This window comes from Serratia sp. LS-1, assembly GCF_003719595.1.
In the GTDB taxonomy this organism is placed as follows: domain Bacteria; phylum Pseudomonadota; class Gammaproteobacteria; order Enterobacterales; family Enterobacteriaceae; genus Serratia; species Serratia ureilytica.
In genome coordinates this window covers 1,777,957-1,795,813 of the sequence record NZ_CP033504.1, presented here as the reverse complement: position 1 = coordinate 1,795,813, position 17,857 = coordinate 1,777,957, and the positions used below count along the sequence as shown (strand labels likewise).

20 protein-coding genes are annotated in these 17,857 nt (G+C 57.8%); 5 read left to right on the top strand and 15 right to left on the bottom strand.

The features are described from left to right. Positions 1-31: 31 nt before the first annotated feature. The 3 genes from EDY99_RS08810 to EDY99_RS08800 all read right to left on the bottom strand — a co-directional run bounded on the left by EDY99_RS08810 (position 32) and on the right by EDY99_RS08800 (position 1,357). Complete coding sequence (locus tag EDY99_RS08810) at positions 32-166, bottom strand: AcrZ family multidrug efflux pump-associated protein (RefSeq protein WP_033643027.1); 135 nt, start codon at positions 164-166, stop codon at positions 32-34. A gap of 193 nt (positions 167-359) precedes the next feature. Further along, positions 360-830, bottom strand: coding sequence for an Rrf2 family transcriptional regulator (locus EDY99_RS08805; protein WP_033650438.1), 471 nt, complete (start codon positions 828-830; stop codon positions 360-362). Between the two features lie 131 nt (positions 831-961). Further along, complete coding sequence (locus tag EDY99_RS08800) at positions 962-1,357, bottom strand: DUF427 domain-containing protein (RefSeq protein ID WP_042784460.1); 396 nt, start codon at positions 1,355-1,357, stop codon at positions 962-964. Between the two features lie 231 nt (positions 1,358-1,588). On the opposite strand from EDY99_RS08800, the gene osmB reads away from it, so the two are divergent. After that, positions 1,589-1,801: an osmotically-inducible lipoprotein OsmB gene (osmB, locus tag EDY99_RS08795; RefSeq protein WP_004940700.1), complete on the top strand. Its 213-nt coding sequence runs from the start codon at positions 1,589-1,591 to the stop codon at positions 1,799-1,801. A 154-nt stretch (positions 1,802-1,955) separates the two neighbouring features. Here osmB and EDY99_RS08790 read toward each other — a convergent pair whose 3' ends face one another. From EDY99_RS08790 to mrdA, 3 genes are all read right to left on the bottom strand, one after another. Continuing rightward, positions 1,956-3,581 carry a methyl-accepting chemotaxis protein gene (locus tag EDY99_RS08790; protein ID WP_123061679.1) on the bottom strand — a complete coding sequence of 542 codons (1,626 nt, stop codon included), beginning with the start codon at positions 3,579-3,581 and terminating at the stop codon, positions 1,956-1,958. Positions 3,582-3,913: 332 nt separating this feature from the next. Further along, positions 3,914-5,632 (bottom strand): penicillin-binding transpeptidase domain-containing protein, encoded by a 1,719-nt coding sequence (locus EDY99_RS08785; RefSeq protein ID WP_033643023.1) that lies wholly within the window; start codon positions 5,630-5,632, stop codon positions 3,914-3,916. 107 nt (positions 5,633-5,739) lie between these two features. Further along, positions 5,740-7,665: a penicillin-binding protein 2 gene (gene mrdA, locus EDY99_RS08780; protein WP_033643022.1), complete on the bottom strand. Its 1,926-nt coding sequence runs from the start codon at positions 7,663-7,665 to the stop codon at positions 5,740-5,742. Between the two features lie 296 nt (positions 7,666-7,961). On the opposite strand from mrdA, the gene EDY99_RS08775 reads away from it, so the two are divergent. Beyond that, positions 7,962-8,243 (top strand): YjcB family protein, encoded by a 282-nt coding sequence (locus EDY99_RS08775; RefSeq protein WP_033650442.1) that lies wholly within the window; start codon positions 7,962-7,964, stop codon positions 8,241-8,243. A gap of 37 nt (positions 8,244-8,280) precedes the next feature. Here the strand turns inward: EDY99_RS08775 and EDY99_RS08770 are convergent, their stop codons facing one another. From EDY99_RS08770 to EDY99_RS08760, 3 genes are all read right to left on the bottom strand, one after another. Next, positions 8,281-8,730, bottom strand: a complete 450-nt coding sequence (locus tag EDY99_RS08770; protein WP_046687018.1) for a MarR family winged helix-turn-helix transcriptional regulator — start codon at positions 8,728-8,730, stop codon at positions 8,281-8,283. A gap of 92 nt (positions 8,731-8,822) precedes the next feature. Further along, positions 8,823-9,785, bottom strand: coding sequence for an FUSC family protein (locus EDY99_RS08765; RefSeq protein WP_046687017.1), 963 nt, complete (start codon positions 9,783-9,785; stop codon positions 8,823-8,825). A 50-nt stretch (positions 9,786-9,835) separates the two neighbouring features. Further along, positions 9,836-10,408, bottom strand: coding sequence for a cysteine hydrolase family protein (locus EDY99_RS08760; RefSeq protein WP_123061678.1), 573 nt, complete (start codon positions 10,406-10,408; stop codon positions 9,836-9,838). Between the two features lie 238 nt (positions 10,409-10,646). Here EDY99_RS08760 and EDY99_RS08755 point away from each other — a divergent pair, with 238 nt between their 5' ends. Then, positions 10,647-11,846, top strand: coding sequence for a multidrug efflux MFS transporter (locus EDY99_RS08755; protein ID WP_046687015.1), 1,200 nt, complete (start codon positions 10,647-10,649; stop codon positions 11,844-11,846). Between the two features lie 172 nt (positions 11,847-12,018). Here EDY99_RS08755 and EDY99_RS08750 read toward each other — a convergent pair whose 3' ends face one another. From EDY99_RS08750 to EDY99_RS08735, 4 genes are all read right to left on the bottom strand, one after another. After that, a complete protein-coding gene (locus EDY99_RS08750; RefSeq protein ID WP_033643018.1) occupies positions 12,019-12,510 on the bottom strand; it encodes a nuclear transport factor 2 family protein in 492 nt (163 codons plus the stop codon). Between the two features lie 9 nt (positions 12,511-12,519). Then, positions 12,520-12,972 (bottom strand): MoaF N-terminal domain-containing protein, encoded by a 453-nt coding sequence (locus EDY99_RS08745; RefSeq protein WP_099783007.1) that lies wholly within the window; start codon positions 12,970-12,972, stop codon positions 12,520-12,522. 310 nt (positions 12,973-13,282) lie between these two features. After that, positions 13,283-13,717, bottom strand: coding sequence for a glyoxalase (locus EDY99_RS08740; RefSeq protein WP_123061677.1), 435 nt, complete (start codon positions 13,715-13,717; stop codon positions 13,283-13,285). Positions 13,718-13,735: 18 nt separating this feature from the next. Further along, positions 13,736-14,605: a helix-turn-helix domain-containing protein gene (locus EDY99_RS08735; protein ID WP_033643016.1), complete on the bottom strand. Its 870-nt coding sequence runs from the start codon at positions 14,603-14,605 to the stop codon at positions 13,736-13,738. Positions 14,606-14,783: 178 nt separating this feature from the next. Between EDY99_RS08735 and EDY99_RS08730 the strand changes: the two genes are divergently transcribed. Further along, positions 14,784-15,701: a DMT family transporter gene (locus tag EDY99_RS08730; RefSeq protein ID WP_108680696.1), complete on the top strand. Its 918-nt coding sequence runs from the start codon at positions 14,784-14,786 to the stop codon at positions 15,699-15,701. A gap of 54 nt (positions 15,702-15,755) precedes the next feature. Continuing rightward, positions 15,756-16,652, top strand: a complete 897-nt coding sequence (locus EDY99_RS08725) for a PhzF family phenazine biosynthesis protein (RefSeq protein WP_123061676.1) — start codon at positions 15,756-15,758, stop codon at positions 16,650-16,652. A 47-nt stretch (positions 16,653-16,699) separates the two neighbouring features. On the opposite strand, the gene EDY99_RS08720 is transcribed toward EDY99_RS08725, so the two are convergent. Continuing rightward, positions 16,700-17,359 (bottom strand): hypothetical protein, encoded by a 660-nt coding sequence (locus EDY99_RS08720; protein ID WP_241157694.1) that lies wholly within the window; start codon positions 17,357-17,359, stop codon positions 16,700-16,702. Positions 17,360-17,446: 87 nt separating this feature from the next. Then, entirely contained in the window at positions 17,447-17,848 is a 402-nt protein-coding gene (locus EDY99_RS08715; protein ID WP_123061674.1) for a hypothetical protein, read from the bottom strand. Positions 17,849-17,857: the final 9 nt, after the last annotated feature.

The window sequence follows — 17,857 nt, the reverse complement described above, 5'->3', positions numbered from 1 at the left end:
CCGGGGGCCGATAGCCCCCAAGCATACAGATTCAGCCGTTTTTGCGGCCGATAGCGGAAAAGACGTTGAACACTTCACCCAGGCCGTAAATCGCGCCGAGCAAGACGGCCACCATTACCGGCACCAGGACCACCACGGTGGCCAAGCTTTCAATCATTTCTAACATCGTTCTCTCCTGGTTTATAAGCACAGCGAATCTGCGCCGGAAGAAAAGGTTTCCGGCCAAACGGTCGATTATCGTGGGGAGGCAGTCTAAAACGTGAGCTACATCACACTTGATGCGAGCTAATGTAACTTACACAATTACATTAACGCAATGCAAAAAATGCTCTGCGCGGAACGGGGTTTGGCGTGATTTTTTATTGCGTATCTGCTTGATATTGCGGTGAACAAGGGACGAAGGGATAGCCGGCGCGCAGCTCAACCTGCCCGGCCATTTCGGCGATGCTGGTCTGTGCCAGGCTGGCTTCCAGCGCGTGGCCGACGCGCGCAAACTCTTGCTCCAGCACCGGGGTAATGGCGTGGCCGATATAGCACGCCTCGTTAGGCCGGGTGCGATGCAGCGTGAAATAAGGTTGATCCTCCACCGCGCGATACACGTCCAGCAAAGAAATCGCTTCCGCCGGCCGCGCCAACAGCGCCCCGCCGCCTTGCCCCATCTGCGAATAGGTCAGCCCCGCCTCCGCCAACGCCCCGAGAATGCGCCGCACCACCGTCGGATTGGTGTTGACGCTGCGGGCGATATCTTCGGAACGCACCGTCTGGCCGCGACACAGCGTGATGTTGGTCAGAATATGGATGGCAACGGCAAATCGCGTAGAGGTAGACACCTTGGCACCTGCTCAGAGTTTCGCTTATGTCGGATTGAAACATAAGGAAAGCGTATCAATTTCCGGTAATACACATAATGAGTAGGGATAAGTGGAATGTCAACCTGCCCCCGCCCGAAGGCGGCGGCGGCTCAGGCTTCGGTACGGATCGCCGTGACTTTGTCGGGATAAAATGCCAGATGATCCTTGATCGCCACCACGGCGTTGTAAGGCATTTCATAGCTCCAGGCCGCATTGTCCCCCTGCGGGCCGTTCAGCGTGAGGGAGAAATAACTGCAGTCGCCCTTATAAGGGCAGTAGCTCACGTGCGTGCTTTTATGCAACAGCGCCATATTCACATCCTCACGCGGAAAGTAAAACACCGGCGGATAGTTGGCTTCCTGCAAGATGAGCACATGACGGCTGTCGGCCAGGATTTGGCCGGCGCCGCGCACCACGACCCGCGTCGGATGGCGGGTCAGCGTAATCGGATGGTCCGGGCCGGGAATTTTCACCGGTTTGCCGGATGCGGAAACGAGCTCGGACATGGCGGCCTCCAGCGTGTGCGCCCCGCCCCTCGTGAGGCGTCTTCCCAGTATAGCCGAACGGTTTTGCCGACGGCCGCACATTCGGCGAGCGATCGCTTTTCACCGCGCCAAAATTAAGAATTTTTACCTGTTCGATTTTCTTTCGGAGGAATACATTCATCCCAACTTCTACCGGCGAGTTAATCGGATTATTTTTAATCCATTAATTAGCCAATTTACCAGGAACTCATTATGAATATTAAACGTGCCGCGGGTGTGTTGGTGGTGGTAATGGCGACGCTTTCCGTTACCGCATGTGGGCATATGTCCAATCGCGATCGCAACACGGCGATCGGTGCGGGCGTCGGCGCCGTGGGCGGCGCGGTATTGACCGACGGCAGCACGCTGGGCACCCTCGGCGGCGCAGCGCTGGGCGGCATCATCGGCCACCAGACCAGCCGTTAATTCTCCCGCCAAAAATAACCTCCGCAGGCCGACGCTTTTTTAATCCACACGCGCCGGCCTGCTTTATTTACTCCGCTGAAATTCCTCAGGGAGCGAACCTAAATAAATAACGTTAAGCGCGGCTTTATTATTCATTAACCTGCGCCAGGGTTATTTATTGCGCCGGCAGCCTGAAACGCGCCATCGCTTTTTCCAATCGTTCCGATTCGCCCTGCAGCAACTGCGAAGCCTCGGTCACCGCGTTCACCACGGCGCCGGTTTGCCGCGCCACCTGATTCAGCCCGGCGATGCGCGCCGTCACGTCCTGAATGCTCTCCCCCTGATTGAGCGACGCCAGCGAGATCTCCCCCATCAGTGCGCTAAACGTGTTCACCAGATCGATAATTTGACGCAAATTGCCCGCCAGCAGATCCACCGCTTGCGACCCCTGATCGATTTGCTGCAACGAGCGGTTGATCAGCTGCTGAATATCGCGCGTAGAATGGCTGCTCTTCTGCGCCAGCAGGCCCACTTCTTTAGCGACAATGGCGAAACCGCGGCCGTGAACGCCGGCGTGCGCGGCCTCGATCGCCGCATTCAGCGCCAGAATATTGGTCTGAAACGCCACGCTGTCGATCAGCGCCACAATGCCGCGCATCTCGGCCGATTGGTTGACGATCCCTTGCATCGAGACGTTGACGGTTTGCATCATCTTTTCACCGGCGCCGGCGCACTGCCTGGCCTGTTCGGTGCGTTGATTGGCCAGCTGCGCGTATTGGCCGTTTTCTTCCACCCGCGCCGCCAACTGCTGCACGTGCTCGGTCGCCAACTGCAATTCGCCGTCCTGCTTCGCCGACTGCGCCGTCAACTGTCGATTGCCGTCCGCCAGCCGCCCGACGCCGTTCAGGATCCCGCTCGCCGCATCGCGCACCTCACTCACCAGCCGCTGCAGGCCGTTTTGCATGTGGCCAATGCTGGTTTGCAACTGACGCATTTCGCGGTTAACCGCCCGTTCAGGCGGCAACGGCCGCGAAAGATCGCCGGCGGCCAGCACGTTGAGATGGGCGATCGCCCTTTGCAACGGTGCGATCACCCAACGAGCAACGCCGAACCACACGCCCAAGGCGATCAGCGCCAACGCCGCGAGCGCGCCAAGCGCATAGGTTTTGGCCTGCTCCAGCGCCGCCAATTGCCGCACGTTGACGTCATCGCCGCGTCGTTCGTTCAGCGCCTGATAAGCGAGATACTTCTCGTTTAAATCTGCCTGAAAAGCCTGGATCGGCACGGCGAAAAACGCATCGATGCTGTCGCTGCGTTGCAGCCCTTGCGCCTGCTCCTTCAGACCGTCATAGAACAGGCGATAACTGCCTTTCAGGGCGTCAGCGGCCTCGGGCGCCGTCGCGCTCAGGCGCTCAAACCGGGCGAAGGCCTGCTCTGAAGCCTGCAACGCCGCCAGCGATTCATCCAGCAGGCTATGCCAGCTGCCGTCGGAGCCGGTGGCTTTATCCTGCAGATAGTAAATGCCCGCACGGTTCAGGGTATCGCTGGCCGTCAGCAGCGACAGCCTGGCGCGATCCATCGCCGCCTGCTGGCGATGCAAGGCGTCGCCCGTCACCAGGTTAATCTTGGCGTCGCGCAGAATATTGGAAATAAATACGGTGGAAAACAATTGCAGCAGAGAAAATAGCGCGATAACGCAAATTACGCCGCTTAATAACCCCATGCTTTTGCCGAAGCCAAACGCGCGCGGCAGCGCGGGCGCAGGTTTTGCCCCGCGGCCAAGTGTCAGTTTTATGTTCATGATTTTTAGTCGGTAATACCAGGATGCCGCGAGTCTAACGAGCATTGATGACACGACGATTACAGCCCCCATAGACGGGTGTTGCCGGGTTCGGAATGCGTTGAAATCATGTTAAGGCGTGAACGAAAGAGGGAATTGTCTTGGTGAGAAAATAAGCTTCTCTGCGAATCGCCAAATAAGAAATATTATTTTAGAAACAGAGAAATTCATTCAAGTCGAATATCAATCAATATTTCAAGGCATATCCATAATAAATACTGCCGTAGGTTAAACTCGTTGTATTGAAGCGTGGGTCAGACATTTTCTGACCCACTCACTTCCCGCTTAAATCCTCACCCTTTAACCGACGACACCACATTGAGCGGCTGGGCATCCGGCAGGATATTCATGTGCTCCAGCACCTGGGCCATGATCTTGCCGAACACCGGCCCGGCTACCGAGCCGCCGAAGTGCTTGCCGGCTTTCGGGTTGTTGACCATCACCACCAGCGCTACCTGCGGATCGCTGGCCGGCGCCACGCCGGCGGTATAGTTGATATAGCCGCCGTCGTATTTGCCGCTGGGGCCCATTTTCTCGGCGGTACCGGTTTTGATCGCCAAACGGTAGCCGGGCACCGCAGCGCTCACCCCACTGCCGCCCGGCAAGGCGTCGCTTTCCATCATATGCACCACGGACCTGACCGTATCGGCCGGCAAAATGCGTTGCCCCATCACCGGCGGCGTCACCTTAGTGATCGACAGCGGCCGATAAATGCCGAAGGAACCGATCGCGGCATACTCGCGCGCCATTTGCAGCGGCGTCACGCGCAGCCCATAGCCGAAGGAGAACGTAGCGCGTTCGATATCGGCCCAGCGCTCGCGATGCTGCGGCAGGTAGCCGCTGCTCTCGTTGCCGATGCCAAGCTCGGTCGGCCGCCCCAGGCCAAAGCTGCGGTAGACCGCCGGCAGCACCGTGGCCGGCAGCGCCAGCGCAATGTGCGATACCGCGATGTCGCTCGATTTTTGCAGCACGCCGGTGATGGTCAGCTTCGACCAGTGGCCGACGTCCTTAATCAGGTGACCGTTCACCCGATACGGCGTGGTGTCCAACACGGTATCCGGCCGAATCAGCTTATGTTCCAGCCCCACCATCACCACGACCGGTTTCACCGTCGAACCCGGTTCGAAGCTGTCGCTGCTGCACACGTTGCGGATATCTTTCGCCGGCGTGCTGCCATAGTTGTTCGGGTTGAACGACGGGTAGCTGGCCATGCCGAGGATTTCGCCGGTGTCGATTTTCACCAGCACCGCGCAGCCGGAGTCGGCCTGGTTAGCCACCACGCCGTCGCGGATCTGCGCATAGAGCACGTACTGGATAAATTTGTCGATGCTGAGCGTCACATTCGGCGGTGGAACCGGATCCACGCTTTTAATCACGCCGATCACCGCACCGCTGCCGTCCTTCTGGTAGACCCGCAGGCCGTTTTTACCCTGCAGCAACGGGTTGAAGCCCAGCTCGATGCCCTCCAGCCCCTGATTGTCCTGGCCGACGATGCCGATCAGGCCGGCCGCATCCTGGCCCATCGGATAGAAGCGGCTGAAATCCTGCTCGGTGCTGACGCCGGTCAGGTGCAGTTTGCTGATATAAGCGGCGTTGTCGTCCTCCACCTTGCGCGCCAGGTAGACAAAGCGTTTGTGCGCGTTGCTCTGGATCAGATGCTGCACGTCCGCCAGCGGGATCTTCAGCACGTTGGCCATGCTCTGCCAGCGTTCGTTGCCGGTATCAGTCTGGGTATCGAGAATATGCTTCGGATCCAGCACGATGTCTTTCGACGACACGCTGACCGCCAGCGCCTCATTGTTGCGATCGGTGATCATGGCGCGGTTGGTCGGCACTACCTGGGTGCGAATCGAGCGCTGATCTGCCTGGTTCGCCAACTGCTGGTGTTCCAGCAGTTGCAGGTAACCGACCCTGAACGCCAACAGAAAAAAACAGACCAGCATGCCGGCGCAAATCCAGCCGAAACGAACTGTGGAATAGGTTTTACCGCTCTTTTTGGTCGATGGCGCCACTGTTGTGTTAACCCTGCGTTTTTATTCGGTTTATCGTGTTATTTCAGTCTACCTTGCCGGAAATGGTCAGGAGATTGCAGTTTGTAAGAAAGTAAAAACAAACCGCATCACCGTTGCACATCCGCACTGTCGTTTAACTGCGGTTTAGTTTGCGCCGCGTCGCCGGGCTGGGGCGCGTTGGCCGGATCGAAAATGTGGTCGAGGATCGCGCGCGCGGTCGGCCCCGCCACCACGCCGTCGCCGCCGCCGTTTTCCAGGATCAGCGCCATCGCCACCCGGGGGTTTTTGTAGGGGGCGAACAGCGTATAAAAGATGTGATCGCGCAGCCGCACCGGAATCATTTTGGCGTTGTAAGTCTGGTTTTGCTTCAGGCTGAACACCTGCGAGGTGCCGGATTTAGCGGCAATCTGGTACGGCGCGGTATGGAACAGCTTGTATCCGGTGCCGTTCGGCAGGTTGGCCATGCCATACATGCCGTTGCGCACAATGCCCCAGTAAGGCGAACGGGGATCGCCAATCTGCAGCGCCTGCGTCGGCGGCTGATAACGCGTGACCCGGTTGCCCTGCTGCAGCGAATACAGCAGGTGCGGCGTTTTCACCTTACCGTTGTTGATCAGCGTAGTCAGCGCTTTCACCATCTGAATAGGCGTCGCCACCCAATATCCCTGGCCGATGCCGACCGATACCGTATCCCCCTGATACCAGACTTTTTTGTGCACCTTCAGCTTCCAGTCGCGGCTTGGCAGCACGCCGCGGTACTCTTCGTTCAGATCGATGCCGGTCGACTGGCCGTAACCAAACTGGCTCAGCCAATGGTGAATGCGATCGATGCCCATCTCATACGCCACCTGATAAAAGAAGGTATCGGCGGACTCTTCTATCGCTTTGGTGACGTTGAGCATGCCGTGACCGGTCTTCAGCCAGTCGCGATAGCGCCGCTCGGTGCCGGGCAGCGTCCAGGTCGGCGCGCCGAAAAAGGTGGTGGTGGGCGTGATCACCCCGGCAAACAGCGCCGAAACCGCCATGTAGGGCTTCACCGTCGACGCCGGCGGGTACAGCCCCTGGGTGACGCGGTTGATGAGTGGCAAATCCGGGTTGCGGAGCAGCGCCTTATAGGCCTGATAGCCGATGCCTTTGACGAAGGGATTGGGATCGTAACTGGGGCTGGAGACCATCGCCAGAATGCCGCCGTCGCGCGGATCTTCCACCACCACCGCGGCGCGTTGCCCCTTCAGCACCGATTCGATGTACTGCTGCAGCGGCAGATCCAGCGTCAGGTAGATGTTTTTGCCGGCCTGCGGCGGCTGCTCCTTCAGCAAGCGGATCACCCGCCCGTGGTTATCCACCTCCACCTCCTGATAGCCGGTGGTGCCGTGCAGCTCGGACTCGTAATAGGCCTCGATGCCCTGTTTGCCGATGTTGCGATCGGCGGCATAGTTCTCGCTCAACCCGGCCTTGTCCAGGCGCTTGAGATCGCTGTCGTTGATCTTCGACACGTAGCCCAGCACGTGCGCCAGCTGCGCGCCGTAAGGATATTCGCGCTGCTGATAGGTATCGATAGTCACCCCGTCGAAACGGTATTGATTGACGGCGAAACGCGCCACCTCGGTGTCGTTCAGCCCCGCTTTTAGCGTTATCGGCTTGTAGCGGCTGTTGTGGTGCATGTCGTCGCGAAACGCGCTGATATCTTCCGGCGTCAGATCGACGATCGGCGTCAACGCCTGCAGCAGCGCCGATATATCGGTGATTTTGCTGGGCGTGATCTCGATGCGATACAGTGTCACGTTTCGTACCAGCGGAATGCCGTTGCGATCGAAGATCAGCCCGCGGCTTGGGGCGATCGGCAACATCTTGATGTCATTCTGGTTGGAGCGCGTCTGGTAAAAGCCGTGCTGGCGAATTTGCAGCCGGTAGAGGTTGACGACCAGCGCGCCGAAACAGACCACCACCAGCGCCAGCGCCACGGCCGCCCGGCGGATAAACAGCATCTCTTCCGCGGAGTGGTCGCGAATTTTTTCTTTTAACAGGGCCATGCGGAGCCGATACCTTTTGCGTCACATTTCCCCGCAAAATCAGGGAACTGAAAAGCCGGCAAGCATAGCGTTATCGGGCGCGACGCCCCATGAAAAGGTTGCTAATGAAATGGCATAACTGTTTCAGCATATTGGAATGTTACCGGCGGCGATTTTTTCACCGCGCGCCCCATTGAGCCGCCGTTCCTCTCAATGCTACAATGTGATCCTTATCACACTATTACCGTTATTCTCCTCCGCATTTTCCTGTCGGCGCCCTGCCGGATGCGGCTTTTTGTTACATAGGATCGAGTTCGATGAGTACCATTGCCACCGGTTTAATCATGATGCGCTGGGAGTTGCTGAGCGCCGTGATGATGTTCTTCGCCAGCCAGTTAAACGTCGTTTGCCGTAAAACCAGCCGCAATGGCATGGCGTTCATGTTCAGCAGCCTGGGCCTGTTTACCGCCTGCTGGTTCGTGATGGGCCTGATGGGCATTCACTTCACCCTCGAAGCCTTCACCCAATTCTGGTCATCGGCCTGGGATCGCTACGTGGACGTGGTCAGCACCATGCCGGTCGATTGGCCGATGCCGTAATCTCGCCGCTGGGGGGCAACTCAGGCCGCCCCTGCAATCAGTTCGCTTCCGCAGACGGCGCCGCCGCCAGCCGCGCCATCAGCGCCCCCGCTTCGAGCAACAGCGCCTGCTCCCGCTCGGACAGACAGCTTTCCATCGCCGCCAACAACCACGCCTCGCGTCGGGCGCGGCTTTGCTGCAGCAAACCCAGCCCGGCGGACGTCAGCCGCACCCGCACCCGGCGTTTGTCTTCGGCATCCGGCGTGCGCACCAGCAGCCCATCGGCTTCCAGCTCGCGCAACGCGGCCGCCAGGTTTGAGGAGCGCATACGCTCCGACTCCGCCAGCAACGACGGCGTCGCCTCGCCGCCATGGCGATCGATAGCCCCCAACAGCATCAACTGGGCCCAGGATTTTTCGTCGCTGCGCGACTCGCGCCGCATGCGGCGCACCAGCGACATTAACTGCGTGCGCAGCAGCGTCACGTCTTCAGGATGATCTTTTTTCATTGGCATCAATAGATAACGATAGATTCAATCGTACTTTCACACCGGGGGCAGGAACGGTCAACCGAAATTGGCGCGAGAGAAACCCCAGGCCGCTATTTGCGCGCGCCGGGACTGGCCAGCAACGCGCCATCCATCAGGAAAGCGAACAGCAAACCGATACCGCCGCCGAGCAGCACATTAAACGCCCTTTCCGCCGCGATTTCCGGCGCTTTTCCGGCGATAATCAATGCACAGGCGATGCAGGCGCAACGCACGCCAAAGCCTAAGGCATAACGATGAAAAGAGACCAATGTCAGCATCGTGGCCACGGTAAGCAGTTCGTAGCCCATATCGCTATGCGGTATGAGATACCCCAGCAAAATGCCGGCGGGAACCCCCATCAACGCACCTGACGCCCGCTGACGAAGCTTATTGCGCGTGGTCGCCATATCGCCGGTGATCACGCTGACGGCCGACCAGATCACCCATTGACCATAATCGAGCTGCCGCCATTCGACGAGCGCGGCAGACAGCCCGACGGCAAAAATCACGGCCAACAGCGCTTCACCGCAGGCGACCCGGGCGCCAAATCCTTCGCTGCGGTGCAGTTTAAGGTAATGACGCCATGCATTTTCAAACGGCAGATAAGCCCGTTGCCGGTGCTCTATCAGCGCGAGCGCCAACACCGGCAAAGCGGCCACCCAGAGATAGGGAAACAGTGCCCAGGCGCGTTGGATCATTGGCGCGTGCGTGCCGCCTTCTGCAATCTCGCACGCCAGATAAAGGGCCGGGATAAAGATAAAATTACCCAAGGATCGCAATTTGCCGCCGCAGGCGGATATCCCCACCGCCGCCGCCGCCGCAAAAACGCATGCCAAAATGAAGGTCGCCGGCGCCCGCATGGCGTACAGCAACGTCATGAAAACCGACAGCAGCGCAGCCGCATGCAGCATGACGCCGAGCGGCGCCAACTCAACCCTTTCGAACACGATAAACAGCGATATGGTAACCACCGAAGCCTTCAGCCAGTCGACGTTTCCGGTCGCCAGAGTCAGCGCCAGCAGCGGCGCCAACATCCACGCGCCCCGCAGCAGCAGCCGCAGGTTGATTTCGGCACGCAGCTGCATCAACGTTCGCCCAGCTGTTCCAGCGTGACGATATCGGCGATCGTCGCGAGCGTTTCCATGGAGATCCGGTGTTCTTGCGCGGTGGCTGCGGCGCAGGCCTCTTCCAGCACCCACACCTGATAATCACGATCGTGCGCGTCACGCGCCGTCGCCTGTACCGCCCAGGTGCTGCTGACCCCGCAAATTACCAGCCGCTCGATGCGGCGGGCGCGCAGTATCGCGTCCAGATTGGTGCCATAAAAAGCGCTGACGCGCGGTTTTACGATCGTTAATTCGCCCAGCTCTGACGCCAAATCGGGATGAAAAGCCGTCCCGGGTTGATCCAATGCGATAGCGCCAAATTGATGTGCCTGGCCGAACATCCGGGATTGTTTGGGCTGATCGATATAACCGGCGGCGAACCCGACTTTGACCAAAATACGCAGCCAATCCTTGCGCCGCGCGAGCGCTAATGCGCTGTTTGCCCACACGATGACGTCGCGCTCAATGACCTGCTGCGCAGAACGCGCGATTTTTCCCTCAGGATGGGTGATATCAACGATGTAATCCAAAGCGATCAATGCGGTATTCATAGAGAGCTTCTCCTTGCCGCCGACACGACGATATGGGTAGAAGATGGGGCCGCCGAGCGGCCAGGAGGAGTAGCTTAAAATAAATACCTATGATAATATAGCTATTAATTTATAGCAAAATGTAACGACACGGCTGGCTTTACGTCTGCTCACGCAATTCTTCCGCGCCAGCCCATTCGCAGTGTTATTATTAACGTGCTTAATATCCCCTCCAAATTCAACGTGGTACGACAAATCAATGGAAGCGTGGAAAATCAATCTAATCTCGGTCTGGCTCGGGTGTTTCTTCACCGGGCTGGCGATGAGCCAAATCCTCCCTTTTCTGCCGCTGTACGTCGAACAACTCGGCGTCAGCGATCATCAATCCCTCAGCCTGTGGTCCGGGCTGGTATTCAGCGGCACCTTTTTGGTCTCTGCGGTGGTGTCGCCGCTGTGGGGCAGCCTGGCCGACCGTAAAGGCCGTAAGCTGATGCTGCTGCGCGCTTCGCTGGGCATGGCGATCGTCATCGCGCTGCAGGGGCTGGCCACTAACGTGTGGCAGCTGTTCGCGCTGCGCGCCCTGATGGGGCTGACGTCCGGCTATATTCCCAACGCCATGGCGCTGGTCGCCTCGCAGGCGCCGCGCGATAAAAGCGGCTGGGCGCTGGGCACGCTCTCGACCGGGCAGATCTCCGGCGTGATCGCCGGGCCGCTGCTGGGCGGGCTGATGGCCGACCATCTGGGGCTGCGGGTGGTGTTTTTCGTCACCTCCGGGCTGATGTTCGTCAGTTTCCTGGTGACGCTGTTCCTGATTAAAGAGCGGCGCATCACGGTGAAAAAAGCGGATCAGCTGAGCGGCAAGGCGGTATTCCGGTCGCTGCCCTATCCGGCGCTGATCGTCACCCTGTTCGTTTGCACCCTGATGATCCAGCTGGCCAACTCCTCCATCAGCCCGATCCTGACGCTGTTCATTCGCGAACTGTCGGGCAACGTCAGCAATATCGCCTTCGTCAGCGGCATGATCGCCGCCGTGCCCGGCATCGCGGCGCTGATCTCCGCGCCGCGCCTCGGGCGGCTCGGCGATCGCATCGGCACCGCGCGCATTCTGATCGCCGCGCTGCTGTTCACCACCGGCCTGTTCGCCGTGATGGCCTGGGTGAATACGCCGCTGCAGCTGGGCATTCTGCGCTTTCTGCTGGGCTTCGCCGATGGCGCGCTGATGCCGGCGGTGCAGGCGCTGCTGCTGAAGTATTCCTCCGATCAGGTGACCGGGCGCATCTTCGGCTATAACCAGTCATTTATGTATCTGGGCAACGTGGTCGGCCCGCTGCTGGGTTCGGGCATTTCGGCGATGATGGGGTTCCGTTGGGTGTTCGCCGTGACGGCGGTATTGGTGCTGTTCAATGCGCTGCAGCTGCGCCATCAGTTCAAAAAAGTGCAGCCTAAACGCGCGGGATAGCGGGGAATGCGAGGGAAGCGCCTCAAGCAGTGGCGGGACAATGACGCCCATCAACCGTGCCGCCACTGCCAAAGGCGGCCGTAGCCTACTCGACGCGATGAACGTTTGGTATTTATGTAAGTAAATAAAGTGTTGCAGGCGCGTAGAGGGCCGCCGCAGCGGCCCTTTTGCATCAGAACATGGTGTTGTCGTTGGCCGATTTTTCCGGCACATCCTGATTGACGTCCCAATGCTCGGTGATTTTCCCCTGATCGTTCACCCGATAAATATCCACGCTGGCAGTGCCGCGATCCTGCGGGTTATTTTGATATTTGACGTGAACGTAGACCAGATCGCCGTTGACCGCGCTGCGGTATATTTTAGCGCTGTACTGCGGGTTGTCTTTGAAGGTCTGGCTGAAGAAATCGAGGAACGGCTTGATGCCGTCGCCGACGAACGGGTTATGCTGCTTGTAGTTTTCCACAATCAGCTTCCGCGCCACGCCGATGTCATGGCGGTTGAAGAAGCCCGCGTACAGATCTTCCACCACCTTCAGCTTTTGCTGAGCATGATGATAACCGCCCTTGCCGGCCGATTTGTAAGACGCCGCCTGATCCGTTGACAGCGCCGGGTAACTCGCCAGCAGGCCGCCGACGATCGCACAGGTGATCAATGCCTTTTTCATAACTGCTCCTTAGTTTCCTGAGTGACCTACAATTTTCAGCTGCCCTTTCAGATGGGTGAAGCTGCCGTCCTTGGCGGCGATGTTGGTGTACACCTCGCCGCGCTCGAAGTCCTCGATATGCGTCACGTTGTCACCGGACTGCGGCTCATGCCAGTAGACCATGTAGACCTTCGGCCGAATTTCCACCGCGGTGTACTGCACGGTATCGGTGATGCCCTGCGACGCCTCGCCGATGCCGGTGAAGGTCATGGTCTTGTCATCGGTAAAATCCAGCTTGAAGGCGAAATCGCCAAAGGTCACCTGCACCACTTTACCAACCGCAATAAACTGCCCGTGTTTTTCCGTCATCGTCGCCGCCTTACTGTTTGTCAGGGAGGTTTGCGCCGCCGTAGCGGCAGGCAATGCCAGGGGGAAAGTCAGGGCTATCGCCAGCGCGATACCCGTTCGCTTCACTGTTTTCATCGTTCCTTCTCCTTTCCGTGGTTGAAAACGAGAATCATTATTATTTCTTAACGGTTAGCGGAAATATAAGAATAATCTCTATTCCCATCAGGCACCTGACGACGCCAAAAGAGGGTGAAAAATCGCCGTGAAATGGCGTGGCAATAGCGCGTTCTGACCCTTGGTTTTTACGCAATGAACGGGATTACTGTTTTCAGGATGAGGAATAGCTCGGGGATTCGGTAGGTCTATAGCGCAGATAGCTTTAAGCTAATGCGAATTTGTTCTTAATCCGCCCGCCGCAGGGAAACGGCGGCGAACGGCGCGGCGTTTAACGCAGCCAGGGCGTATAGGTGACGCCAACCAGCAATCCTTCCGGGCTGAGCAACCGGGTAACGCTTTGCCCCCACGGCTCTTCACGGTTGGCGGCCAGCAGCCGATAACCGCGATCGATTAGCCCTTGGGTGGCTATCGCCATGTCGGCCACGTCAAATTCGATCCACGCCTGCGGCGCCGCGAGATCCGCCGGCCAGCGATCGTCGCCAAAACAGGACTGCGCCGCCTGCGCCAGCGGCCACAGGGCGAAGTGTTTCACCCCGTCCAGCGCGCCCTGCTCGGCCAGCAGATAGCTCTCATTGCCCGGCATCGGCTTAAGCGGCAACCCCAGCGCCTCGACATAAAACGCCTTGCTCGCGTCGCTCTCACGCGTGATGGGCCCGAATCCGGCGACGAACAACACGCCCAGGCCCGCAAATTGTTGATCCATGCTTGCACTCCCATCCGGTTAGCGCCCCTGCCGCACCTGCAGCGGAGCAAATCCATAGGCCGCCTTGAAGCGGTTGCTGAAATGGCTGGCGGAGCTGAAGCCGCACGCCAGCGCGATCTCGGTGATCGGCTGTTGGCTATGCCGCAACAGCTGTTCCGCCCGTTGCAGCCGCGCGCGCATCACGAACTGATGCGGCGCCAGGCCGGTGGCGTGCTTGAACATGCGGGCGAAGTGGTACTCGCTCAATCCGGCCTGCGCCGCCAGATCGGCCAGCAGCAGCGGCCGATCGAGATGGCTTGCGATATATTCCCGCACCCGCCTGGCTACCGCGGGGGCCAGGCCGCCGCGCGCCTGCGGCAGCGTCCACTGCAGCTGGCTGTAGCGTTGGATCAGGTGCGACATCAGCAGGTTCGACGCGCTGCTGAGCGCCAGCAGATTGGCGCTGTCCCGCCAGTCGCAGTTAAGCAAAAACTGGCGATACAGCAGCGTAATTTGCGGATCTTCGCCAAAGCTGCGCGGCTCTACGTTGATCGCCGCCGGGCTGCGATCCCAGGTTTGCTCCGCCAGCCGGCGCAAATGCCCGTCGGTGCAATACAGATGCACGAACGACAGATCGCTGCGCACATCCCAGGTAGATGCATACTGGCGCGGCATGATGCAGAACCGATCCGGCCCGCCGCCGTTGCGCCAGCCGCCCGGCACCTGCTGGTAGCACTCATAGCCGTCGGCGACGTACAGGCTCAGGGTATGGTGGTCGGCGCTCTCCTGCGTGACGCGATCGTTACAGTTGGACCAGGCCGCCAGCTCCACGCCGGTGCCCAGCAGCACGCGGCCGTGCAACCGCGCTTTATGCTCACGCAGTGTTTCAAACGCCTGATAGTTGGACATCGCCGGCCCCGTTGTTCGACATGCCGACAGTGTAAAGAGTGGCGCCTCGGCATGCCAGCGGCCGCCCCGCGCTTTTGGCAAAAAAAGCGCAAGAATATGCAACTGGGCGCAAGGCGCTGCAAGCGCGGCCGCACGCCAAAGCGGATACTGCGCCATCGGTTTTTTCGGAGTGAATAGAATGAATGCGCTGTTGTACCTCGCCGTGGTGCTGATTTGGGGCACCACCTGGATTGCGATCACCCTGCAACAAGAAGGCCCGGTGGCTATTCCCGTCTCGATCGCTTACCGCTTCGCCATTTCCGCCGCGGTGATGTTCGCCGTGCTGTTGCTAACGCGCCGCCTGCGCCGCATCGCCCCGCGCGATCATTTGTTCTGCGTGTTGCAGGGCTGCTGCGTGTTCGGTTTCAACTTCTTCTGCTTTTACCACGCGGCGGCTTATATCAGCAGCGGGCTGGAATCGGTGATCTTCTCGATGGCGGTGCTGTTCAATGCCCTCAACAGCCTGCTGTTTTTCCGCCAGCGCCCCAGCCCCAACCTGCTGCCGGCGGCGCTGCTGGGGTTGACCGGCATCGTGGCGCTGTTCTGGCAAGATCTGGCCGCCACCCGCATGGCGCCGGAGCTGCTCAAAGGCATCGGTCTGAGCGCGCTCGGCACCTACGGCTTCTCGCTGGGCAATATGATCAGCACGCGTCATCAGCGCCGCGGGCTGGATATCTTTTCCACCAACACCTACGCCATGACCTACGGCGCGATGCTGATGGCGCTGATCGCCCTGGCGCAGGGCGCATCGTTCCAGATCGAATTCAGCAGCCGCTATATCGGCTCCCTGCTGTACCTGGCTGTCTTCGGATCGGTGATCGCCTTCGCCGCCTACTTCAGCCTGCTCGGCCGCATCGGCGCCGGCGCGGCGGCTTACAGCACCCTGCTGTTCCCGCTGGTGGCGCTGACCATCTCGACGATCTACGAAGGCTACCAGTGGCACTTCAACGCCGTGCTGGGGCTGTGCCTGATTCTGCTGGGCAACCTGGTGATGTTCGCCAAGCCGGGGCTGAGGTGGCGACGGGCAGGTATGCCAAAACAAAATTCAACCCTTTGAAGCCATTGGCGAATATCGTTATCATCAGGTTTTGTTGATAACGGATGATGGCCAATGCTCAGAAGCGATGATGTGACACCCCGCGCCTACAAACAGGTGGACGTTTTCACCGCCACGCCGCTGCTCGGCAATCCTGTGGCGGTGGTGCTGGAAGCCGAAGGGCTGAACGACGCGCAGATGCTGGCATTGGCCCGTTGGACCAACCTTTCGGAAACCACCTTTGTGCTTAAACCGACGCACCCGGCGGCGGATTATAAGGTGCGCATCTTCACTACCGAAAAGGAGCTGCCCTTCGCCGGCCACCCGACGCTGGGCACCGCACACGCCCTGCTGGAAGCCGGATTGGCGCCTAAACGCCCCGGAACGGTGATGCAGGAATGCGGCGTCGGCCTGGTGGCAATCAATATCCTGCCGGAAGGCGCATTGGCGTTCGCCGCGCCCGAAGTCAGTTTTCGCGCGATGGCGGTTGAGGAAACAGAACGGCTGATGGCCGCTTTACAGCCGGCGGTGATTGAAGCCGATACCCTGCCGGTTATTGTCGACATGGGCATCCGCTGGCTGATGATACGCCTGCCGGATGCGCAATCTTGCCTGGCGGTGATGCCGGATCAGGCCATGATCGAACGGTTGCAAACCGCCTGTGATGTGGATGGCGTAGTGATTTATGGCGCCTGTTCTGCGGCCGAACCGGCCGATTACGAAATGCGCGCATTTATGGTGGAATGTGGCGCCTTGATCGAAGATCCGGTAACGGGCAGCGCCAACGCCTGCCTGGCGCGCTTGCTGAAAGCCAACCGCTTCCCCGACGGCGACCGAACCGCGCAGGGCTACCTGGTGCGCCAGGGCACCCAACTGAAGCGAGATGGCCGCGTGAGCGTGCGCTTTATTGACGGCGAGCCCTGGATCGGCGGGCAGTGCTGCACCCTGATTAACGGCACACTGGGTATTTAGTTTTGGGGAGGAATAAGAGGATGGTGAGCATCTTTTGGGAACGTCAATTAGCAACTCTCAAAGCCTATGTTTAGCTGTTCTTCATTACATAGGTCAACAAACTGCTGAGAGACAATTATCTTTTCACAATAGATGCTATCCCTAGCAATAAAGAACTCCCTGTCACACTTGTAAGCAGGCACATCAATGAGCTTGCTTCCATCTCCAAGCTCTCTGAACGTCGAGGCTTCCTCATCAATAATTGAAAAATAATTATTCACTTTACAAAGAAACATCGTCTCAGTTACGTTTTCTACCGCACATTCATAGAATAACATTTCAGACGAAACCTTGCGTTCAAATACAGCCTTAGCTCTTTTTGAAAAAATTTGAATTCCAAGACTGGCAGGGAAATAGTCATGCAAATTAAAAATGTCGCTACTCAAAGCACTTGACATTTCCCCTTTTGGCAGTGAGTAGGATAGGAACTTACCATCACCTTCATTCCAAATAAAAAAGCTGGACAATCTTGATTTCGGATCGGGAAAACAAATCAAGTTATCGCCAAATGTAAAGCTACTGAGAGTATAGAAGTTCATGTCACCCTCATTCAACCTAATTGTAGCTATTAGTCTTGTTGCAACATCGCCATTAAACTCAGTATAGATCTTCCCTTCGCCAGAGATGAGTTTACATGTGCCTTTATAATAATTATTATTGGATTCCACAGTTCTTTCCTCCTCCCACAGCAAATAGAATAAGTTATTTAAAACAATTAATTACCATTTTATTTAACAATCTCGAAATCCTTTGAGCTATGAAATAAGAAAGCCGAAAAAATTATTTGGTTCTAAAGTCAATAACCGCTCATCGTCACCCTCCTTATATTCTAAGAAAACCCCTGAGAACGGTACGTCACTATGATTTACTCCAACTATCCTAACCTCTTGCTCAGTTTTAAATGATTGCGAATAAATTGACATCATGGAAAATTTATCATCCTCATCCACCTCAAACCACGGAGCGATGTTTTCAACTAGATGTGAGTTAACAACCCCATCATCATTGATGTAAAGTTCAAATATAGCCTCATCTGATATAAAGTAAACTCTGTCATACATAGGATGAAACACTGGTGGTGTTTCTCCATCTATATAACCTGTGACAATTATATCACTGACACTACTCCTAATTACATGCTCAATAAATTCTTTCATATACGCTCA